At 55.8% G+C, this 19,173-nt stretch carries 19 protein-coding genes; 16 read left to right on the top strand and 3 right to left on the bottom strand.

What is annotated here, in order from left to right; translation table 11 throughout:
- The first annotated feature begins 5 nt into the window (after positions 1 to 5).
- Complete coding sequence (gene boxA, locus MIM_RS14250; protein WP_025373433.1) at positions 6 to 1,277, top strand: benzoyl-CoA 2,3-epoxidase subunit BoxA; 1,272 nt, start codon at positions 6 to 8, stop codon at positions 1,275 to 1,277.
- Positions 1,278 to 1,337: 60 nt separating this feature from the next.
- Here the strand turns inward: boxA and MIM_RS14245 are convergent, their stop codons facing one another.
- On the bottom strand, positions 1,338 to 2,483 hold the full coding sequence (locus MIM_RS14245) for an MFS transporter (RefSeq protein WP_025373432.1): 1,146 nt from the start codon (positions 2,481 to 2,483) through the stop codon (positions 1,338 to 1,340).
- Positions 2,484 to 2,557: 74 nt separating this feature from the next.
- Here MIM_RS14245 and MIM_RS14240 point away from each other — a divergent pair, with 74 nt between their 5' ends.
- The 6 genes from MIM_RS14240 to MIM_RS14215 all read left to right on the top strand — a co-directional run bounded on the left by MIM_RS14240 (position 2,558) and on the right by MIM_RS14215 (position 7,914).
- A complete protein-coding gene (locus MIM_RS14240; protein WP_025373431.1) occupies positions 2,558 to 3,463 on the top strand; it encodes a LysR substrate-binding domain-containing protein in 906 nt (301 codons plus the stop codon).
- A gap of 210 nt (positions 3,464 to 3,673) precedes the next feature.
- Positions 3,674 to 4,501: an ABC transporter substrate-binding protein gene (locus MIM_RS14235; RefSeq protein WP_025373430.1), complete on the top strand. Its 828-nt coding sequence runs from the start codon at positions 3,674 to 3,676 to the stop codon at positions 4,499 to 4,501.
- A gap of 134 nt (positions 4,502 to 4,635) precedes the next feature.
- Positions 4,636 to 5,331 (top strand): amino acid ABC transporter permease, encoded by a 696-nt coding sequence (locus MIM_RS14230; protein ID WP_025373429.1) that lies wholly within the window; start codon positions 4,636 to 4,638, stop codon positions 5,329 to 5,331.
- Positions 5,328 to 6,047, top strand: a complete 720-nt coding sequence (locus tag MIM_RS14225; RefSeq protein WP_025373428.1) for an amino acid ABC transporter permease — start codon at positions 5,328 to 5,330, stop codon at positions 6,045 to 6,047. The genes MIM_RS14230 and MIM_RS14225 overlap by 4 nt, the downstream gene beginning before the upstream one ends.
- Positions 6,044 to 6,787 (top strand): amino acid ABC transporter ATP-binding protein, encoded by a 744-nt coding sequence (locus tag MIM_RS14220; protein ID WP_025373427.1) that lies wholly within the window; start codon positions 6,044 to 6,046, stop codon positions 6,785 to 6,787. Before MIM_RS14225 ends, MIM_RS14220 begins: the two co-directional genes overlap by 4 nt.
- Positions 6,788 to 6,891: 104 nt before the next feature.
- Positions 6,892 to 7,914: an isopenicillin N synthase family dioxygenase gene (locus MIM_RS14215; RefSeq protein ID WP_025373426.1), complete on the top strand. Its 1,023-nt coding sequence runs from the start codon at positions 6,892 to 6,894 to the stop codon at positions 7,912 to 7,914.
- Positions 7,915 to 8,330: 416 nt separating this feature from the next.
- Here MIM_RS14215 and MIM_RS14210 read toward each other — a convergent pair whose 3' ends face one another.
- On the bottom strand, positions 8,331 to 9,131 hold the full coding sequence (locus tag MIM_RS14210) for an alpha/beta fold hydrolase (protein ID WP_025373425.1): 801 nt from the start codon (positions 9,129 to 9,131) through the stop codon (positions 8,331 to 8,333).
- 185 nt (positions 9,132 to 9,316) lie between these two features.
- Here MIM_RS14210 and MIM_RS14205 point away from each other — a divergent pair, with 185 nt between their 5' ends.
- The 8 genes from MIM_RS14205 (at position 9,317) to MIM_RS14170 (ending at position 15,740) form a co-directional block, all read left to right on the top strand.
- Positions 9,317 to 9,775, top strand: a complete 459-nt coding sequence (locus MIM_RS14205; RefSeq protein WP_014750070.1) for a MaoC family dehydratase — start codon at positions 9,317 to 9,319, stop codon at positions 9,773 to 9,775.
- A gap of 359 nt (positions 9,776 to 10,134) precedes the next feature.
- On the top strand, positions 10,135 to 10,437 hold the full coding sequence (ureA, locus tag MIM_RS14200) for an urease subunit gamma (RefSeq protein ID WP_014750071.1): 303 nt from the start codon (positions 10,135 to 10,137) through the stop codon (positions 10,435 to 10,437).
- A 230-nt stretch (positions 10,438 to 10,667) separates the two neighbouring features.
- Positions 10,668 to 10,994, top strand: a complete 327-nt coding sequence (locus tag MIM_RS14195; RefSeq protein ID WP_025373424.1) for an urease subunit beta — start codon at positions 10,668 to 10,670, stop codon at positions 10,992 to 10,994.
- Entirely contained in the window at positions 10,972 to 12,681 is a 1,710-nt protein-coding gene (locus tag MIM_RS14190; RefSeq protein ID WP_025373423.1) for an urease subunit alpha, read from the top strand. The genes MIM_RS14195 and MIM_RS14190 overlap by 23 nt, the downstream gene beginning before the upstream one ends.
- A gap of 13 nt (positions 12,682 to 12,694) precedes the next feature.
- Positions 12,695 to 13,366, top strand: coding sequence for an urease accessory protein UreF (locus tag MIM_RS14185; RefSeq protein ID WP_025373422.1), 672 nt, complete (start codon positions 12,695 to 12,697; stop codon positions 13,364 to 13,366).
- Positions 13,356 to 14,303 carry an urease accessory protein UreD gene (locus MIM_RS14180; RefSeq protein ID WP_158318738.1) on the top strand — a complete coding sequence of 316 codons (948 nt, stop codon included), beginning with the start codon at positions 13,356 to 13,358 and terminating at the stop codon, positions 14,301 to 14,303. The genes MIM_RS14185 and MIM_RS14180 overlap by 11 nt, the downstream gene beginning before the upstream one ends.
- Complete coding sequence (ureG, locus tag MIM_RS14175) at positions 14,287 to 15,033, top strand: urease accessory protein UreG (protein ID WP_025373420.1); 747 nt, start codon at positions 14,287 to 14,289, stop codon at positions 15,031 to 15,033. Before MIM_RS14180 ends, ureG begins: the two co-directional genes overlap by 17 nt.
- Positions 15,034 to 15,128: 95 nt before the next feature.
- Positions 15,129 to 15,740, top strand: coding sequence for a HupE/UreJ family protein (locus tag MIM_RS14170; protein WP_407638120.1), 612 nt, complete (start codon positions 15,129 to 15,131; stop codon positions 15,738 to 15,740).
- A gap of 377 nt (positions 15,741 to 16,117) precedes the next feature.
- On the opposite strand, the gene MIM_RS14165 is transcribed toward MIM_RS14170, so the two are convergent.
- Positions 16,118 to 17,311, bottom strand: a complete 1,194-nt coding sequence (locus tag MIM_RS14165; RefSeq protein WP_025373418.1) for an acyl-CoA dehydrogenase — start codon at positions 17,309 to 17,311, stop codon at positions 16,118 to 16,120.
- A 169-nt stretch (positions 17,312 to 17,480) separates the two neighbouring features.
- Here MIM_RS14165 and MIM_RS14160 point away from each other — a divergent pair, with 169 nt between their 5' ends.
- Positions 17,481 to 18,374: a LysR substrate-binding domain-containing protein gene (locus MIM_RS14160; protein ID WP_025373417.1), complete on the top strand. Its 894-nt coding sequence runs from the start codon at positions 17,481 to 17,483 to the stop codon at positions 18,372 to 18,374.
- The last annotated feature ends 799 nt before the right edge of the window (positions 18,375 to 19,173 follow it).

The raw sequence follows: 19,173 nt of genomic DNA, 5'->3' as shown, positions 1-19,173 counted from the left end.
CTGTGATGGCGACGATCGAACAAGCCCAGGTAATAAAAAAACAGCACCTGATTGATCCGGAAATTTGCATACGGTGCAACACCTGTGAGGAAACGTGCCCGATAGATGCGATTACGCATGACGGGACCAATTATGTTGTGATGCCGGATATCTGTAATCACTGCATGGCCTGTGTGGCGCCCTGTCCTACGGGCGCCATCGATAACTGGCAGCCGGTGCCTGCAGAGAAAATGTATTCCATCGAAGAGCAATACAGCTGGGACGAGTTGCCGGCGCCGCTGGCGCTGGAGGCGCAGGAGCAGCCGGCAAGCCCGGGTGTCGATAGCGACTCGGCCGCGCCCGCTGCACAGGCCGAAGCCGAAGTGACCATACAGGGCAGCAATTATGTTGCCGGTGCGCAGGTACCTCCCTGGTCTGCCTCGCACAGCTATACCAACCTGTATGGGACACGCAACGTGGTGACGGCAACGGTATCGGGCAACTACCGGCTGACCGATGACGCATCTGAAAGCGACATTCGTCATATCGTACTGGATTTCGGCGATGCACCATTTCCAGTGCTGGAGGGCCAGTCCATCGGTATTATTCCGCCAGGGACCGACGCCAGCGACCGCTTGCATCATGCCCGGCAGTATTCGCTGGCCAGTCCGCGAGATGGTGAACGACCCCGTTATAACAATGTCTCGATTACCGTCAAGCGGGTGGTGCAGGACTATGACGGCATCCCGGTCAAAGGCGTCTGTTCTAATTACGTATGTGATTTGAAGAAAGGGGACAAGGTGCAGGTCATCGGGCCTTTCGGGCATACCTTTCTGATGCCGAACCACCCCGGTTCAAATATCATCATGATTTGCACCGGAACCGGCAGTGCGCCCATGCGCGCAATGACCGAGAGGCGCCGGCGCAAGCGTCTGGAAGGGCAGAATGTTGAGCGCGGCAAGCTCATGTTGTTCTTCGGTGCCCGATGCAAGGAAGAATTGCCTTATTTCGGACCGCTCAACAAATTGCCCAAAGACTTTATCGATATTAATTTCGCCTTTTCGCGTACGCCGGGACAGCCCAAAAAATATGTGCAGGATGTGATGCGCGAACGCTTGCCCGATCTGCTTGCATTGTTGCAGAACGAGGACACGTATATTTATGTGTGCGGCGTCAAGGGCATGGAATCCGGCGTACTGGAGGTACTGCAGGAAGTGGCTGCTGCCGGCGGCATGCAGTGGCCGGAACTGCATGCGACACTGAGGAAAAAAGGGCGGCTGCATCTGGAGACGTATTGATCGTGTTGGGTTGGTATAGCGCTACGATCTGCCGCGTCATATTCTGAAACGGGCGTTTGTCTATGATTTCCGATGTTCGCTGAGGGATGGACGCTCGACGCAGGCAGCGGCAGCCCACACCAGCAACAGCGCAGGTATTGAGTATACCCAGAAAGCAGACAGCAAAGGCAGTACCAGCCCGGCGGCAAGCGGGCCCGTTCCGGCTCCGATGTCGCGCCAGACAGAACGAGCGGCGAGGGCGTGAACCCGCTCGGGTCCGGGCGTTCGTCTGGCGACGATGGGCGCCAGCAGCGGCAGTTGCAGGGCACGCAGCGCAACAATCAAGCTGGCACAACTCCATATCCAGCCCGCACCGAATCCGATCAGGCATATACAGGTCATCAGTGATAGTGCCAGCAGCAGCTTTTCGGCGCCGAATCTTTCTGCAAGCCTGCCGCCGATGGGGCTCAGAATAATTTCACCCAGGTAGCGCAGTGCCAGCAACAGGCCGGCAGTTACGACCGCGCTCTCAGGAAAAAGATCACTGCCCAGGTAGGACAGACCGATAATGAATAGCCCGTCCAGCGTGAATCCTTCCAGAAAAGACCACATATCCAGGCTGTTGGGCAGGCTCAGCCCTCGCCGCTTTGGCGGCGTGGGGTACGCACTGGATGGAAGGCGGCGAGTAACCACGACGCCCGTTAAAGCTGTGGCGGCCAGTAGCCAGAAAATTGCGCGGGGTCCGAAGCCATAGGCAAGTAGTGCGGCCAGAGGCAATGCGATGGCGGGGCCCAGCGCGATAAAGGCGCGGGATCTTCCTGATCGGCGTGATGCTCCTGTTGCTTCGGCCGTGGCCAATGCCTGCGTTGACAGGTTCAAAGCGGCGAAGGCCAATCCCCAAAGCAGGCGCAGCGGCAATAATGCCCAGAGGCCCGTCAGCGTGGCATATCCCACTGCACACAGGCTTGCCGCAATCACGGCAAGCGTGCAGATCAGGCGGTCACCATGACTGGCATAAAAGCGAGCGACAAAGCCATACCCGGCAATTCGGATAAGGCGATTGGCGGCAAGCAATACGCCAGCCTCAACCAGCGATACACCAAACTGTTCCGAGTACATGGGGAGTAACAAATACAGGACAACATCAGTGGGTAAAGCAAGGGCCATGGCGAGCGCGGCATGCCGCGAATGCTGGTCAACGGGTGTCTGGACAGGGGAAATGATCATACGGGAATGCTACTGCGCAGTGTGAGATGCGACAAACGATATTAATTCGCGTCATGTGTTATAAAATTGAACACATGAATACGTCCCTGCCGCCCCTGAATGCCGTTCGCGCTTTTGTTGCAGCGGCCCGTCACCAGAGCTTTACGCTGGCGGCCAATGAATTGCATATCACCCATAGCGCAATCAGTCATCAGGTGAAGGCGCTTGAGGCCTATATGGGTGTGCGTCTGTTTGACCGACGTATCCGGCAGGTAAGCCTGACGCTCGAAGGCTTGCGGTTTTTCACGCAGGCCGATGCGGCTCTCAAGCAAATCGCCAATGCTGCGCAATCGGTAATGAGTCAGACGCCAGAACGGGTGGTCAGAGTAAATGTGCGTCCATCATTTGCGGTGCGCTGGCTGATTCCCCGGCTGCCTGAATTCATCGCGCAATATCCCGGTATAGAGCCCCACGTACTCACCACGACGTTACCGCCCGAGTCGGCCGGCGAATTTGATATTTCCATCCGCCGGGGCCTCAAGGGATGGTCGGACGCGATGCAGGTGTCCCCATTTATTGAAGATGACGTATGTCTGGTTATGTCGCCCGCTTCCCAGGCAAGGTATTGTGTTACGGATCCAGGTGCGCTGGCGGGACTGACCCTGCTTCGGTCAAAGTCTCGCAAGGGCGATTGGGAGGCCTGGCTGGAGCATGCTGGTATCGACGGCGTCAGACCTGTGGGTCAAATGCAGTTTGACCATGTGCATTTTGTTCTGCAGGCGGTCGAAGACGGCCTGGGTTTCGCTGCTGTTCCGTTTTCATTGATTTCCCACGACGTTGCGCTGGGCCGGCTTTGCTGCCTATTACCGGATATGCGCCTGCCGGTTACCCGGTACTATTATGGTGTTGGCCCGAACGCGAAACCTGAAGCCCAGTATTTTATTGCCTGGCTGGAAAGGGAGCTTGCACGCCAGGCGATGGCTGGACGCGTGACGGGATGATACCGGAAAAGCGTCTGACCCTGACCATCGGGAACCGGCAGGGAGGCTTTTCCGCTAGCACGTTAAGCAGGGGATTGGACAATCCGATAATTATTAAATAACCATTGGTTATTTTATTCGCCTTTGTTATGCTGATATAGTTTTCTTCACGAATATATGTATTCCAAATAACCTTTGAGCATAACGCCAACTATCAGGAAACCCGCCACCATGAAACCAAGAAAACTATTAGCCTTGCTGGGCGCAACCCTCATTGGCCTGGGCGCTGTCAGCGCACAGGCTGATCAACTGGACGATATCAAGAAAAACGGCGAGCTGGTAGTCGGCGTTTTGGGCACAGATGAGCCGGCAACCTTTATTGACCCCAAAACCCGCGAGTTCATTGGCTATGAGGTTGATCTTGCCAAGGCGGTCGCCGATAAGATCGGCGTCAAGGCGCGCTTCAAGCAGGTCGCCGTAGCGGCCCGTATTCCCGAACTTCAGCAGAAACACGTTGATATTATTGCTGCCGGTCTGACGCACAATAAAGAACGTGAGGCACAAATTGATTTTTCCGTGACAACGTTTGTCACAGGCCAAAAGGCGCTGGTGCGTAGCGACAGTGGCATTACAGACCTGGCGGGGTTGGCCGGCAAAAAAGTGCTGACAATCCGTGGTGGCACTCAGGAACCGAATATCCGCAAGGCGGTGCCTGATGTGAATGTGGTTACCTTCGATACCAGTCAGCAGGCGTTTCTTGCATTGCAACAAGGCAAGGGTGTTGGTTATGTGGACGATGAAGCAGCCCTGTTGCGCGTGTACGCCAAGCTGGGGCCTAAACAGAAAGATTTTGTCGTGCTCAAGCCAAGTATCAGCGAAGAACCACTGGCTTTCGGCTTGCGTAAAGGCGAAGCGGGTCTGAAAAAAGTGGTGGACGATACACTGCGTGAACTTGAGGCGTCTGGCCAGGCTGAGAAAATTTTCTTCAAATGGTACGGGCCGAATACCAAGTCTCAGTTCTCAACACGCAGTTTTAAACTCGAAACCGATAAGATTTAAGAGTAGACTGCAATTGCGTGAGACGGCATCGGAAAAACTGCCGGTTGCTGTTGCATAGTGGCGGCGTGGGCTGTGCTTGTCGTGCACAGCTGATATCACGCCGTTTTTTGTTTCTCTGAATAAACGACCGAGTCATGCCCGAGTTTGACGCTTCCATGCTGCTTAGCGGCCGGTATCATGAAATGCTGCTGGCAGGCGTATGGCTATCCATACAGCTGCTGGCTGTTTCATTGGTGCTCGCGCTGCCACTGGCCACTTGTATCGCCTTGCTGCGGCTGGCGCCGTTCCGGGTGCTGCGCGGTCTGGGTTTTACCTATGTAGAGACGATACGCAATATTCCGTTGCTGGCGCATATGCTGTTTTGGTATTTTGGTGCGCCCGAGATGTTGCCAGAGGCAGCAAAGCAATGGCTTTATGCCGGCAATACCGAAGCCATCTGTGCTGTCATTGCACTGACGCTTTATACTGCCGCATATATGGCAGAAGACATTCGCAGCGGCATCCGGGCAATTTCATTTGTACAGACAGAGGCGGCGCGTGCACTGGGGTTCAGCTTTCTGGCAACGATGCGTCTGGTTATCCTGCCACAGGCCATGCGGGTTATTACCCCGCCACTGATTTCGCAGACGCTTAACTTGTGGAAGAACACCAGTATTGCAACTGTCATCGGCGTGGCCGAGCTTATGTATCAGGCCGGCCAGGTGGAAAGTGCCAGTTTCAGAAGTTTTGAATCGTTCGCTTTTGCGACTTCCGCATACCTGAGTTTGTCGCTACTGATTACCGCGCTGGCTGCATGGTTCCAGCATCGTTATCCGCCGAGGGCGCTATGAGCGGATTTCTGGAAGTCATCGACACGTACTGGTTGTACTTTCTGGTGGGCCAATATCCGAATGGGCCGCTGGGCGGACTTGCGCTGACCGTGTTGCTGGCCAGCTGTGCGCTGGTGATGGCTATGCCTCTCGGTGTTCTGCTGGCTTTCGCCCGGATCAGTCCCTGGCGCACTGTGCGCTGGCCTGTGAGTATTCTGGTTTTTGTCGTGCGCGGCACGCCATTGCTCATGGTGGTGTTCTGGGCCTATTTCTTCTTGCCCAGTGTAACGGGTGTTAAGACCAATCAATTCTGGACCATGTTGATTGCGTTGGTGATATTTGACGCTGCCTATCTGGCCGAGATTATCCGTGCCGGTATTCAGGGGCTCCCTAGGGGGCAAATGGAATGTGCGCGTTCGCTGGGCTTCGGTTATTTCCGTGCCATGCGACTGGTCATATTGCCGCAAGCGATCAGGCATATGCTGCCGTCGCTGGTCAACCAGTTTATCTCCACGATCAAGGAAACTTCATTGGGTTATATCATCGGCCTTGCTGAGGTATCTTTTATTACCTCGCAGATCAATACCCAGGTGATGGTGTATCCGGCACAAATCTATCTGGTCCTGGGGCTGACCTATCTGCTGCTGTGTTTCGGTCTGTCCCGTTTTGCGTACTGGCTCGAACGCCGGCGCGGCAAACAGCAAGTGGCTATGGTGGCCCGCAAGGAAGCGCAATGATTGAATTTGAAAATGTGAATAAATGGTATGACAAATATCATGCCTTGGTAGATGTGACGGAAACGGTTGCGCGCGGGGAAGTCGTGGTCGTCTGCGGTCCTTCCGGGTCGGGCAAGTCCACGCTGATTCGCACGGTCAATCGGCTGGAGCCGATACAGTCGGGTCATATTCGCGTCAATGCTCAGGATATCCATGATGCATCAATCGATCTGAATGCCTTTCGGTCCGGCATTGGTTTTGTCTTCCAGCAGTTCAATCTGTTTCCTCATCTGACTGCGCTGGAAAACTGCACACTGGCTCCAATGCATTTGCGTGGTATGTCGGTTCAGGCAGCAAGGGAAAGGGCCCTGTCTTTGCTGGAGCGTGTCGGCCTCGCCCATAAGGCTGATGCGATGCCGGATGCGCTGTCAGGCGGGCAGCAGCAGCGGGTGGCTATCGCTCGTGCGCTGGCCATGGAGCCACCTCTGATGCTGTTTGACGAGCCGACCAGTTCGCTGGATCCGGAGATGGTGGGAGAAGTGCTATTGGTGATGCGGGATCTGGCCAAAGAAGGTATGACCATGGTTTGCGTTACGCATGAAATGGGATTTGCGCGCGAAGTGGCCGACCGGATTCTGTTTATGGATGCCGGAAAAATACTGGAGCGCGCTACACCGGATGATTTTTTCAACCGTCCGCAGCATCCCCGGGCGGCGCAGTTTCTCTCTGATATACGCACGCCTTTTTCCCGGGCAGTATAACAGTGTCTTCCAGGACAGGGCGACAACAGGAATAGGCCGCCATTGTTATCCTGTGCGAATGTGCAGGCAAGGCCTGATAATCAATCATTTATTCGATACCCATCATGAACCACACCTCCGAAACACATGCGGCATTACCGATTATTGATGTCTCTGCATTGATAACCGACAGTAGCGCTGAAGCGCTCCAGACGGTGGCCGATCGCATCCGCAATGCTTGTCGTGCCCATGGCTTTTTCTATGTTTCAGGACATGGTGTAGACAGCGCATTGATACAACGCCTGGAAATGCTCAGTCGCCGTTTTTTTGCGCTGGACGAACAGGAAAAAATGCGCTGGCGGATGGCCCTGGGCGGCCGTGCGTGGCGCGGTTACTTTCCTCTGGGGGGCGAATTGACGTCGGGCAGGCCGGATTGGAAAGAAGGGCTTTATCTGGGGACCGAACTGGCAGATGACCATCCGCTGGTGCTGGCTGCGACGCCGGTGCATGGACGTAACCTGTTTCCGGACGTGCCGGCGTTCAGGGAGGCGATATTGCAATACATGGAAGCGGTGACCACGCTGGGGCAGGCCCTGATGCGGGGCATTGCGCTTAGTCTGGAATTGCCTGCAAATTACTTTGAGAGCCGCTACACCGCCGATCCGCTGATTTTGTTTCGCATATTCAATTATCCGTCCCAGGATGTACCTAAAGACATGGACGTGCAATGGGGTGTCGGTGAACACACTGATTATGGCTTGCTGACCATTCTGCTACAGGACCAGATTGGTGGCTTGCAGGTAAAGACGCCTGGTGGCTGGACTGATGCGACGCCGGTGCCAAACACGTTCATTTGCAATATTGGCGATATGCTGGAGCGCATGACCGGCGGCTGGTATCGTTCGACCGCGCATCGGGTCGTACGCAATACGTCGGGCACCGATAGGCTGTCTTTCCCATTGTTTTTTGATCCCAACTATTTTTCACGTGTGCATCCGATCGAAGGGCTGCCACACGTGCCTGATGCGGATGACAGTGCTTCGCGCTGGGACAAGGAAAATGTGCATGCCTTTAATGGCATTTACGGCGATTATTTACTGAATAAAGTGTCCAAAGTGTTTCCGCAGCTGAGGCAGGAGGTGTTGTGATTATCATCGCCAGCAACAACAGATCGCAGTGAGCAATGCGCGTGGGCGGATGCTCATACGGACGATGATGTCATTCAATACCGGATGGCTCATGTCGATGTTCAGTTTTCCGGCAGCGTGCTAAGAAAGCCATGCGACGTGAGTATGACCTGGCCTTCCGGGCCCATAATAAACCTGCGCAGTGCTTGTACGCGTTCATTGCCTGGCCGCAGGCTCACATACTACTTTTGCCATGAGAAGTCTCCAGTAAAATGATGGATGTAACAATTACATCATTTGGAATCAGCGAGTGCAGGAACATCGCGTGAGACTTATGGTAGGCAAAGGCGCAGATATCGTCTATTCGTAAGTTCCGATGAGCTCATAGCCACGACTTATCAGGATCAACGCTGACAAGTACAATATCGGATCTGGCTTCAGAGCAGCGCGCGCACAAAGGCGACAATGGCATCGCTGGTTTGTTCGGGCTTGTCGCGGTGTGGAGAATGGCGGCAATCGTCGATCACATACAGTTCTACGTTGGCAGCGAGCTGGGCAATATGCTCGATCTGGGCCAGCGATCCGTATTCGTCTTCACGCCCCTGGATGGCCAGGATGGGGCTGCGGATGTCTGCCACTTCGTCTTCAATATTCCATGTCTGGAATGCGGCTGAGAGCCAGACATCGTTCCATCCCCAGAACGCCGAATCAACATCATCATGATAGCGTTGCAGTTTTTCTGGCAGATCGGTGGTCAGGTAGGCCTGGCGTGCAAGCGCAATATTTTTCACCGTAGCATCCTCGACAAACAAATGAGGCGCCAGCACCGCCGTGGCGCGCACCTGCTCAGGAAAGGCAGCGGCGTAGAGCAATGCGATCGATGCGCCGTCGCTATGCCCGATCAGAATGGGCTGATCCGTGCGTGTGTCTATGCCGAGTGCAGAGAAAAAAGCAGGCAGGAACTGTTGTGCCTGGATGTGCATGAAGTCTGTCGCCCACTGTTCCTGGGCAGGGCGGGGCGTAGATTTGCCGTAACCGTAGCGCGAAAAGACCAGACCACGGCAATCGAGCAACTGGCACAGGTTCGCGGGCCAGTCTTTCCACATGGCAACCGAACCCAGTCCTTCGTGCAGGAACACCAGAAGTGGCCGATCACGCCTGTCGGAGTGAATGACCTGATATTCGATAGACACGGTTTTTTCGTCATATGAAACGTTCGTCAGTAAGGTGTCAGCCATTTTCAGAATAAATGTGAGTTTATGGTTGTAGCTACGAAGTTTAAGTAAAATAGCCGGTTGCGGGCAGTTGTCTGCCGGTGCGCCTATCCATTTGCACCACCGCCAGTTTATCAAGTCAGACGCTGCATTTACAGAGGGGCATACAGCTTTGCTGCTTTTGTGCCGTTCACAATAAGGTTCGTTAAATGAAATTCGCGGAATTCCAGCCGGGTATGGTCTTTGAACAGGGACCCCGGCATTTGACCGAAGAAGAAATCATTCGCTTCGCCGAAGCCTATGACCCACAGTGGTTTCACGTTAATCCGGAACGGGCCAAGGCCGGCCCCTGGAAAGGCCTGATCGCCAGCGGCTGGCACACCTGTGGGATTGCCATGAAAATGGCCGTAGAGGCTGCGCTGGAGGGCTCCGAATCGTTTGCTTCGCCCGGTCTGGATAGCGTCAAATGGCTCAAACCCGTCAGACCCGGCGACGACCTGTTCTGGAAAGGCGTGGTCAAGGCCAAAAGGGTTTCCAACACGAGGGAAGGGCTTGGCATTCTGCTGTGGAGCTGGGAAGTAACCAACCAGAAAAATGAAACCGTGCTGGAACTGGATGCCACCAGCCTTTTTGATATTTCCGAGAGCATGGAAAAAGATCAGGAATAAGCTTTCAATGACACAACGGCAGAGGTTAATCAGGTTTGCCGTTACACAATCGGTTTTTCTCAATTTACTGGAAAAGCGCCTCGGTTCCGAGGCGCTTTTCCAGTTGCGATTGAACCTTTGCCGGGTTGGTCTTATTGCCTGTCCGTTGCGGCTTGTGCAGGGAGCACATTGACCTGACTGAGCGGGTCTGTTTTAGCTTCTGTGGGGAGCCCCAATTTCGTTGACTGGGGGGGGACCCCATGCTAGTATTTTTTGCAGATGATCGGGCATTGCACGGCGATATGCGGTGCATCTCAAATGGCTTCGGTCATGATGTTTTTAATTTCATGTGAAATGCATGTAAAGAAGGGCTATCTATCATGTTTTTAAGTATGTATGAACAGGAACGGTTGATGGTATATACGGCCGGCAAGCTTGCGCTCGAACGCAAGCAGCGCGGTCTGAAACTCAATTTGCCCGAGGCGACGGCCTATATCACCGCCTTTTTGCTTGAAGGTGCGCGTGACGGGGAAACGGTTGCTGATCTCATGGAAGCCGGTCGCCATGTGCTGACACGTGACGATGTGATGGAAGGCGTTCCGGAAATGCTGGGCCAGGTTCAGGTGGAAGCGACGTTTCCAGATGGAACGAAACTGGTTACGGTTACAGGGCCGATCTCATGAAAGACAAACCCAATCCCTTTGAAAATCCGGATCCCATTCCTGCCGATGCAGGAGAGCCGGTGCATGCCTCAGACGATCCAGGTCGTGAGTATCCCGACGCCGAACCGACGAGTGAGGGGCCGACACATTCTTCGGGGGCCAGCAGCCCCAGTTCGCCCCGTCGGGCGGGCACCGGAGAGCGGCAGGCACCGCGGCGGGAGTCTGACGATGAGTCTGATGAGTCCGTCCCGCTGGTACCCGGAGAAATCCTGTATTGCACCGAGGACGTGGAAATCAATGCCGGGATGCCGGTCATCACGCTTATGGTTGTCAATGGCGCTGATCGTCCGATTCAGGTTGGTTCGCATTTTCACTTTGCTGAGGTCAACGCTGCCCTGGAGTTTGATCGCGCCAGTGCCTGGGGGAAACGGCTGAACGTGCTGTCTGGTGGTTCCGTGCGTTTCGAACCCGGTGCGGTGGTTGAAGTAGAGTTAGTGGATATACAAGGTAGGCGCGTCGTGCGTGGTTTACGAGGTTTGTGCGGAGGCAGTCTGGATGGCAAAGATTTCTCGATCTGAATATATGGCTTCATATGGTCCGACCACGGGTGATCGCATCCGGCTGGCTGACACCAATCTGTTGATCGAAGTCGAAAAAGACCTGTGTGCAGGCGGTAACGAAGCGGTGTTCGGCGGCGGCAAGTCGGTGCGCGAGTCGATGGGACAATCGTGTGCCACACGCGCTGAAGGTACGCCCGATCTGGTGATCACCGGCGCCGTTATTCTTGACCACTGGGGCGTTATCAAAGCGGATGTGGGCGTTCGGGACGGTCGTATCGTCGCATTGGGCAAGGCAGGCAACCCTGACACCATGGACGGCGTGCATCCTGATCTGGTGATCGGGCCATCGACCGAGATCATGTCTGGCAACGGGCTGATCATGACGGCAGGGGCGGTGGACACCCACGTTCACTTCGTGGGTCCGCAGATGCTGCAAATCGCGCTGGCCTCCGGCACAACCACGGTGACAGGGGGCGGCTCCGGCCCGACCGAAGGGTCCAAGGCCACGCTGGCTACGCCGGGCGCATGGTGGATGCAGCGCATGCTCGAAGGTTTTGAGCCCTGGCCGGTTAATGTGCTCTTTCTGGGGCGCGGCAATACCGTGTCCCATGACTCCTTGTGGGAGCAATTGCGGGGGGGCGTGGGTGGTTTCAAGGTCCATGAAGACTGGGGCGCCACGCCGGCGGTGATCGACGCCGCACTTCAGGTTGCAGATGCATCCGGTGTACAGGTCGCGATTCACTCCGATACGCTGAATGAGGCGGGCTTTGTTGAAGATATGCTCAAGGCCGTTGCCGGACGCTCGTTCCATTCGTTTCACACCGAAGGCGCCGGTGGCGGGCATGCACCCGATATTATCCGGATTGCCGGCGAGCCCAATGTGTTGCCCGCTTCGACCAACCCGACCCGTCCGTTTACCCGCAATACGGTGGACGAGCATCTGGATATGGTCATGGTGGCGCACCATTTGAATCCCCGGGTCCCCAATGATCTTGCTTTTGCTGAAAGCCGTGTGCGGGCGGGTACCATTGCTGCCGAAGATGTACTGCACGATATAGGCGCGCTGTCGATTATGTCGTCCGATGCGCAGGCCATGGGCCGTATCGGTGAGGTCGTCATCCGTACCTGGCAGACGGCGCACCGGATGAAACAGTTGCGTGGTTCGCTACCCGGCGATACGTTGGCAGACAACCACCGGGCGCGCCGGTATGTGGCCAAATACACCATTTGTCCGGCTATCGCACACGGGCTGGAAAAGCACGTCGGATCCATCGAAGTAGGCAAAATGGCCGACCTGGTGCTTTGGCAACCGGCCCTGTTCGGCATACGTCCTACGATCGTATTCAAGGGCGGCATGGCTGCGACCGCGGCACTGGGTGATCCCAATGCATCCATTCCCACACCGCAGCCGGTGCTTGAGCGCATTGGCTTTAACGTGCATTCGCCGGCTGCCGCTGCAACCAGCGTGGCCTTCGTGTCGCAGGTGGCCATTGACGATGGGCTTGCGGGCCGCTTGAATATCAAGCGTCCTCTGGTCGCTGTTGAAAACTGCCGAACGCGCACCAAGGCCGATCTGCCTGAAAACTCGGCCCTGCCGCATATAGAGGTGGATCCCGATAGCTACGCCGTCAAGGTCGACGGGGAGTTGATCGACCATGAACCTGCAGTAGAGGTTCCCATGGCTCAACGCTATTTTCTATTCTGAAGCGAGGTACGGAATGGCACATAGTGCCGCGCTGTTATTGCTGGCAGACGGACGTCTCCCTGCCGGCGGATATGCGCATTCCGGCGGTCTGGAGCCCACGGTGCATATCCATGGGCTGACTGACGTAGCCGGACTGGAGGATTTTCTTGAAGGGCGCGCGGCGACTGCCGGTCTGGTGGCCGCATCATTCGCCGCGGCCGCCTGCCGTGCTGCCCAGACGCGACAGCACGCGTTGCTGTGTGAGCTGGACAGACAGCTGGATGTTCGCACGCCGTCCAAAGCGACGCGGGCCGTCTCCCGTGCGCTCGGAAGACAGCTATTGCGTGCCGTCACCAGTATTCGATCCATCGACGTGCCGGCACAGGCGCGGCGCGATATGCACCAGCCCGTCGTCTATGGCATGGCAGCCGCGGCATTCGGGCTGGCGCCCACGGAAGCGGCGCTCATTGTTCTGCACGAATCCGTGGCTGGGCCGGCTGCTGCTGCCGTCAAGGTGCTCAGCGTCGATCCGTTCGCCGTGCAGGCTGCCCTGGCGCGCCTGACCGATTTTCTTGATACGCTGGCGCAGCAGGCGGGCGAGCATGCCGACACGCCGCCCGACGATTTGCCGGCCCTGGGAACGCCTTTGCTCGATCTGGCCGCTGAACACCACAGGAATTGGGGGGTACGTCTCTTTGCCTCTTGATCATCCAATTCACCAGCCTGGCGTCATGACGGCCCGGGCGACGCTTGCGACCCGTCAGGACTTTGACCATACCGGCCGTCCTGTCAGCAGAGTGCATACGCTTCGGTCGCAGGCGCCGCTGATATTGCGTCCTACGCACGCCAAAGAGCCGGAACCGCAGGCGTTGCGTACGGGTTCCGTGGCGCGGGTTTCGCTCGTCTCGGGCGCGGCAGGCCCGCTGGGCGGCGACGATTTCGAGCTGAACATTCGCGTGGGCGCAGGTAGTACTTTATTGCTCAATGAGATTTCTTCCACACTTTTGCTGCCTGGCGCACGCGGCGGACGCTCCAGCATGAGGATCAATATCGCCGTGGAAGAGGACGCCACGTTTGTCTGGATGGGCGAGCCGATAATTGCTGCACGTGGATGTCACCATGTGCATACAATCAATATCGAACTTGCCGCCAGCGCTCGTCTGTTCATGCGCGACGAACTGCAGTTCGGGCGTCACAAGGAGCAACCTGGCAATCTTCTGCAAAACATGCGCGTTAAACGGGATGGACAGCCTTTGTTCTGCCAGCAACAGCAAATCGGGCCGGCCGCCGTGGGGTGGCGCAGTTGCGCGGTCCTCGGCCAGCACAAGTGTATGGGCACCGTGCTCGTTGTGGACCCGCAATGGTGTGCAGCCCAGCCCCAAACCAATTTATTTGCAGCCGATGCTGCGCTATTGCCGCTAGAGGGGCCCGCCGTCATGATCAGCGCCCTGGCGGCGGAAACCTGGACGTTGCGCAAACATCTGGAACACGGTATTAACCTGCTGGGAGGAGGGTGGTCTGTTGCGACCGCTGAACCTGCCCGGGCTGATCGGCATGCCGGTCGCTACCGGGATAAGCCCGACCAGGCGATGCCCTCTTTTGACACTATTCGACAAGGAAACGATTATGAATACACAAACTGATAATACGCGTACGCGTGCATTGCGATTGGGCGTTGCAGGGCCCGTGGGCACAGGCAAAAGCTCGGTCGTTGCCACATTATGCCGAAGCCTGCGTCATGAGTTCCAGATCGGGGTTATCACAAACGACATATATACGGATGAAGATGCCCGCTTCCTGAGAGCGGAAGGCGTGCTGCCGGTCGAGCGCATCCGGGCGGTAGAAACCGGGGCATGTCCGCACACCGCCATACGCGACGACGTCACGATGAATCTGCTTGCGGTCGAAGACCTGGAGAAAGACTTTGCGCCGCTGGATATTGTGCTTATCGAGAGCGGTGGTGATAATCTGACCGCTACTTTTTCACCATCCCTGGTGGATGCGCAGATTTTCGTGATTGATGTGGCCGGTGGTGGTGACGTGGCGCGCAAGGGCGGGCCGGGCATCGGCCGCGCCGATCTGCTTATCGTCAATAAGGTAGACCTTGGCGAGCATGTGGATGTGGACGTCGAACAAATGCTGAAGGACGCCCGCGCGGCACGCGCTGGTGCGCCTGTTCTTGCCCATTCCAAAAAGTATCCTGATACTGAAAAGGCGCTCTGCGACTGGGTTCGTCATCTGCATGAAGCGCACGTCAACGGCACGCATGTACCCACAGATCCGGGTCCGATGGCGCCTCATTTTCATGCAACAGAAGACGGCGGTTATATCCATCGTCATGGTGATGAGGCACATCCTCATGTGCATCGTTAAACAGGGTGCGGCCGAAAATCATTTATTGCTACTTGGCTGGTCGCGCCAGCGTGCTGGAAAACGTAGCCATTCTTACACTAGTCTAGGAGTTTGATATGCGTACTTTGTTGAAACCCATGAACCTTGCGATGACGGTCGGCACGCTGCTGGGCCTGACTGCCACTGCCGTTTTTGCGCATCCCGGTCACATTGATCAGGCGCAACACAGCATGTTTGCTGCCGGGCTCCTGCACCCCCTGACGGGCCTGGACCATTTGCTGGCAATGCTGGCTGTCGGTCTCTGGAGTGCATTGACGCATCAGAGCCTGCGGCGGGCCATGCTCGCACCCGTCGTGTTTTTAATTATGTTGTTCGCAGGCGCAATGCTTGGCATCATGGGTGTGCAGCTGCCACTGGTTGAACCCATGATCATGGCATCGCTATTGATACTGGGTTTGCTGGTGGCAACCAGAAAGTCTGTCAATGAAATGATCGGCTTTGTCATTGTCGGCGCATTTGCCCTGTTTCACGGACTGGCGCATGGTATGGAGATGCCGGCAAGCAATGCTGCCATTCCCTATGTTGCAGGTTTCATGCTGGCGACTTTCGGCTTGCATGTGGCAGGACTATTAGGCGGAATGCAGCTCAAACAACATAGCGCATGGTTCTCACGTGTGGTGGGTGCTGCCATTTCTGCCTATGGTGTGCTGCTGCTGGCCGGAGCATAAGGGGGCAGGTGGCCGGCCGGATGGTCCTTGCATTGTCATATCCGGCTGGCCGCAAGTGTATGAAAGCGGCGATGTGTGCGCTTGAATTTGCGCCTGAATACGCCGCACCGGTCTCCATGACCCGCGTGACGCTTGTGCCTCATTACGGCCGTTTCGGATACGCCAGCGGTCGACGGCCGATTCCTTGCCAACATGAACGAAGAGAACGGAATCGGGCCTGTAGGCGACAGGGACCACAAAAAGCACTAGCAGTCTGAGTGCGCTCGCAGAGAAGAACAAACAGGCACAAAAAAGCCAGCATGCGGTATTCGATGCTGGCTTTTGTCTGGCCTGATGTTTCTTGCGGATGCTGTGACGACAGCATCCTTTTTTGATGATTAGTAGAATGCCTGCAGACCGGTTTGCGCACGACCCAGAATCAGGGCGTGTACATCATGCGTGCCTTCGTAGGTATTGACCACTTCCAGATTCACCAGATGACGGGCCACGCCAAATTCGTCTGAAATACCATTGCCGCCCAGCATGTCGCGCGCCATACGGGCGATATCCAGTGATTTGCCGCAGGAGTTGCGTTTCATGATGGATGTGATTTCAACGGCAGCCGTGCCTTCATCCTTCATGCGGCCCAGGCGCAGGCAGCCCTGCAGGCCAAGCGTGATTTCTGTCTGCATGTCGGCCAGTTTTTTCTGGATCAGCTGATTCTGTGCCAGCGGGCGACCAAACTGTTTGCGATCCATTGTGTACTGGCGGGCGGTGTGCCAGCAGGCTTCGGCGGCGCCCAATGCGCCCCAGGCGATACCGTAGCGGGCAGAGTTCAGGCAGGTAAAGGGACCGCGCAGGCCGCTCACGCCCGGCAGCATCTGCTCGTCAGACACTTGTACATCGTCCATCACAATTTCACCTGTGATAGAGGCGCGCAGACCGACTTTGCCATGGATAGCGGGTGCGGACAGGCCTTTCATGCCTTTTTCCAGAATGAAGCCGCGGATTTTCCCGTCAAAATCGCCGCCGACACAACGTGCCCACACGACAAAGACGTCTGCTATCGGTGAGTTGGTGATCCACATTTTGTTGCCGCTCAGGCTGTAGCCGCTGTCGATTTTTTTTGCACGGGTTTCCATGCCATCCGGGTCTGAGCCGTGATTGGGTTCAGTCAGGCCGAAGCACCCAATCCACTGACCGGAGGCCAGTTTGGGCAGGTACTTGGATTTTTGTTCTTCGCTGCCGAATTCGTTGATTGGTACCATCACCAGGGAAGACTGGACACTCATCATGGAACGGTAGCCTGAGTCGATCCGCTCCACTTCGCGTGCGATCAGCCCGTAAGCCACATAGTTCAGACCACCACCGCCATATTGTTCGGGAATAGTGGGACCCAGCAGGCCCAGCTCACCCATCTCGCTGAAAATGCTTGGATCGGTTTTTTCGTGACGAAAGGCTTCCAGTACGCGAGGCGCCAATTTGTCCTGGCAGTATGCCGCTGCAGCATCGCGGATCATGCGCTCTTCGTCGGTCAACTGCGCATTAAGTAGCAGGGGATCATCCCAATGGAAGGCGGGGTTAGAGGACATATTTGGCTCCTGTAGATGTATTTATGGATAACGAATTCGGATTTAACGGGCTGATGGGATCAGCGGGTTACGGTTGAGTGCATTGTATGTGTTAAATTATCAACGATCAATTGATAAAAATGCACAATGTCGTGCGTTGTATTCAGATCGTTTCACGCAGGAGAAGGCTGTGCGTAAAGGTATTCCCAGCCTGGGCGCGCTGCAGGCGTTCGAGGCCTGCGCCCGTCTGGGCTCATTTTCGAGGGCGGCCGAAGAGTTGTCACTCACCCATAGCGCCGTATTTCGACAGGTCGAAGGGCTGGAGGCCCGATTGGGCGTAACGCTGTTCAATCGCGTCCGCAGGCGTATCTCACTGACGACTCAGGGCGCCGAATATGCAGCGCGGATTCGTCACCATCTGGAGCAATTGCAGAAGGACACCTTCGGTCTGATGAGCCGCTCCGGACTGGGACGAAGCCTGCATATTGCGACTCTGCCCACATTGGCAACCACCTGGCTGATTCCCCGTCTGGCCGACTTTCAGCGCCATTGGCCCGATATTCAGATCAGCCTGTCGGTGCGCACCCAACCGTTTCAGTTCACTGATGTTCCGGTGGATGGGGCCATTTATCACGCGGCCCATCCCTGGTCGAATACGCAGAGTGTGATGCTGTTTCGTGAACAGGAGCTGGTGCCGGTCTGCTCGTCGCAATTGCTGGCTCGCGCAAGGGTAAAAGGGGCGGGCGCACTGGCGCAGCTGACGCATTTGCATATGATGACGCGTCCTGATGCGTGGCCTGCCTGGTATGAACATAATGACTTGCCCTTTACTCCATTGGTGCTGGGCGGGCCACGTTACGAGCTGTTTACCATGCTGCTGGCTGCGGTGGATGCCGGCCTGGGCGTGGCGCTGGTGCCGGCATTTGTGGCCCACGAACACATCAAGAGCGGCCGTTATGTGATGCCGTTAACGGCGACCCTGCCGGTGGAAACCAGCTATTACTTCGGCTATCCCAAAGCAGAGGCCTATCCCGAGGCACTGACCCTGTTCGAATCCTGGCTGAAGGCGCAAACCACACGATAGAGCCCGCTTATTTTCCATACTGGACTTGCGGATAGTGCGCAGTGACATAAACGATCAAACACGGATGGCAGCGACCGATGAAAAAATCAGAATAACGGTGCTGCGCTGAAGGGCAGTGCAGGCGGTAAAAAGGCCCGACCGAGGCCGGGCCTACCTGATAAGGAGGATACGATGAGAAGAATCGTATTACAACAATCGTATTACAACTTATCCTGATGAGTATAGTGCTGATGCTGCTAATGTATAGCACGCCAGCTTACTAATCAGGGACCGGCGAGTATCCGGCTCGCCGGTTTCAGGTTTTAATTTACTCAAACGTATTTTTTTTGTCAATATCGTAGTTTCCGAGAGCTCTTGTTGAGGGATCAGGGGGCTTGTTCGTCGTTGCCCTAAGAGACGCGAATTGACGTGTCAATATTTTTAATTACACCATGCAATAACAACTGTTAGCAAGGCAGAACAAACTCGATCATTCTGCCTTCGGTTTGAAATAAGCCGACTGTTTCGGTAACTACGCAGTGATATAAGAGATCAAACACGGATGGCAGGTACAGCCGAAAAAATCAGAATAACGGTGCTGTGCTGAAGGGCAGTACAGACGGTAAAAAGGCCCGACCGAAGCCGGGCCTACCTGATAAGGAGGATACGATGAAACGAATCGTATTACAACTTATCCTGATTGGTATAGTGCTGATGCTGCTACTGTATAGCACACCAGCTTACTAATCAGGGACCGGCGAGTCGCACCTCGCCGGTTTCAGGTTTTAATTTACTTAGCTGCGCTTCTTTTGTCAATATC

The sequence above is a fragment of the Advenella mimigardefordensis DPN7 genome (genome assembly GCF_000521505.1).
Classification (GTDB): Bacteria; Pseudomonadota; Gammaproteobacteria; order Burkholderiales; family Burkholderiaceae_B; genus Advenella; species Advenella mimigardefordensis.
The sequence above is the reverse complement of the archived record's forward strand: the minus strand, read 5'-3'. Positions and strand labels throughout refer to the sequence as shown.